Genomic DNA, 223 nt, shown 5'->3' on the forward strand with positions numbered 1-223 from the left:
GTCGATCATCCGATCGGACAGATATCCCTCTGGAAAGTTGGGATTGACGGAGTAAGCGACCGGTAGGGCGAAATTCTGGGTTAGCCACGCCCCATCCCACGCCCCGCCTTTCGCGAAGACCAGCGCCTGGCGAGCGGGATCAAATCCGGTCACGACCTGCGCATTGGCGGAATCCGTGCGGCTGGCGAGATCACGCAAGGCGAAATGATCGAGCGCCGCAGCC

At 61.9% G+C, this 223-nt stretch carries 1 pseudogene; it reads right to left on the reverse strand.

The features are described 5' to 3' along the window. A pseudogene (locus AF337_RS22150) lies at positions 1 to 223 on the reverse strand (hypothetical protein); the annotation flags it as partial.

The sequence above is a fragment of the Rhizobium ecuadorense genome (assembly GCF_001187535.1).
GTDB lineage: Bacteria > Pseudomonadota > Alphaproteobacteria > Rhizobiales > Rhizobiaceae > Rhizobium > Rhizobium ecuadorense.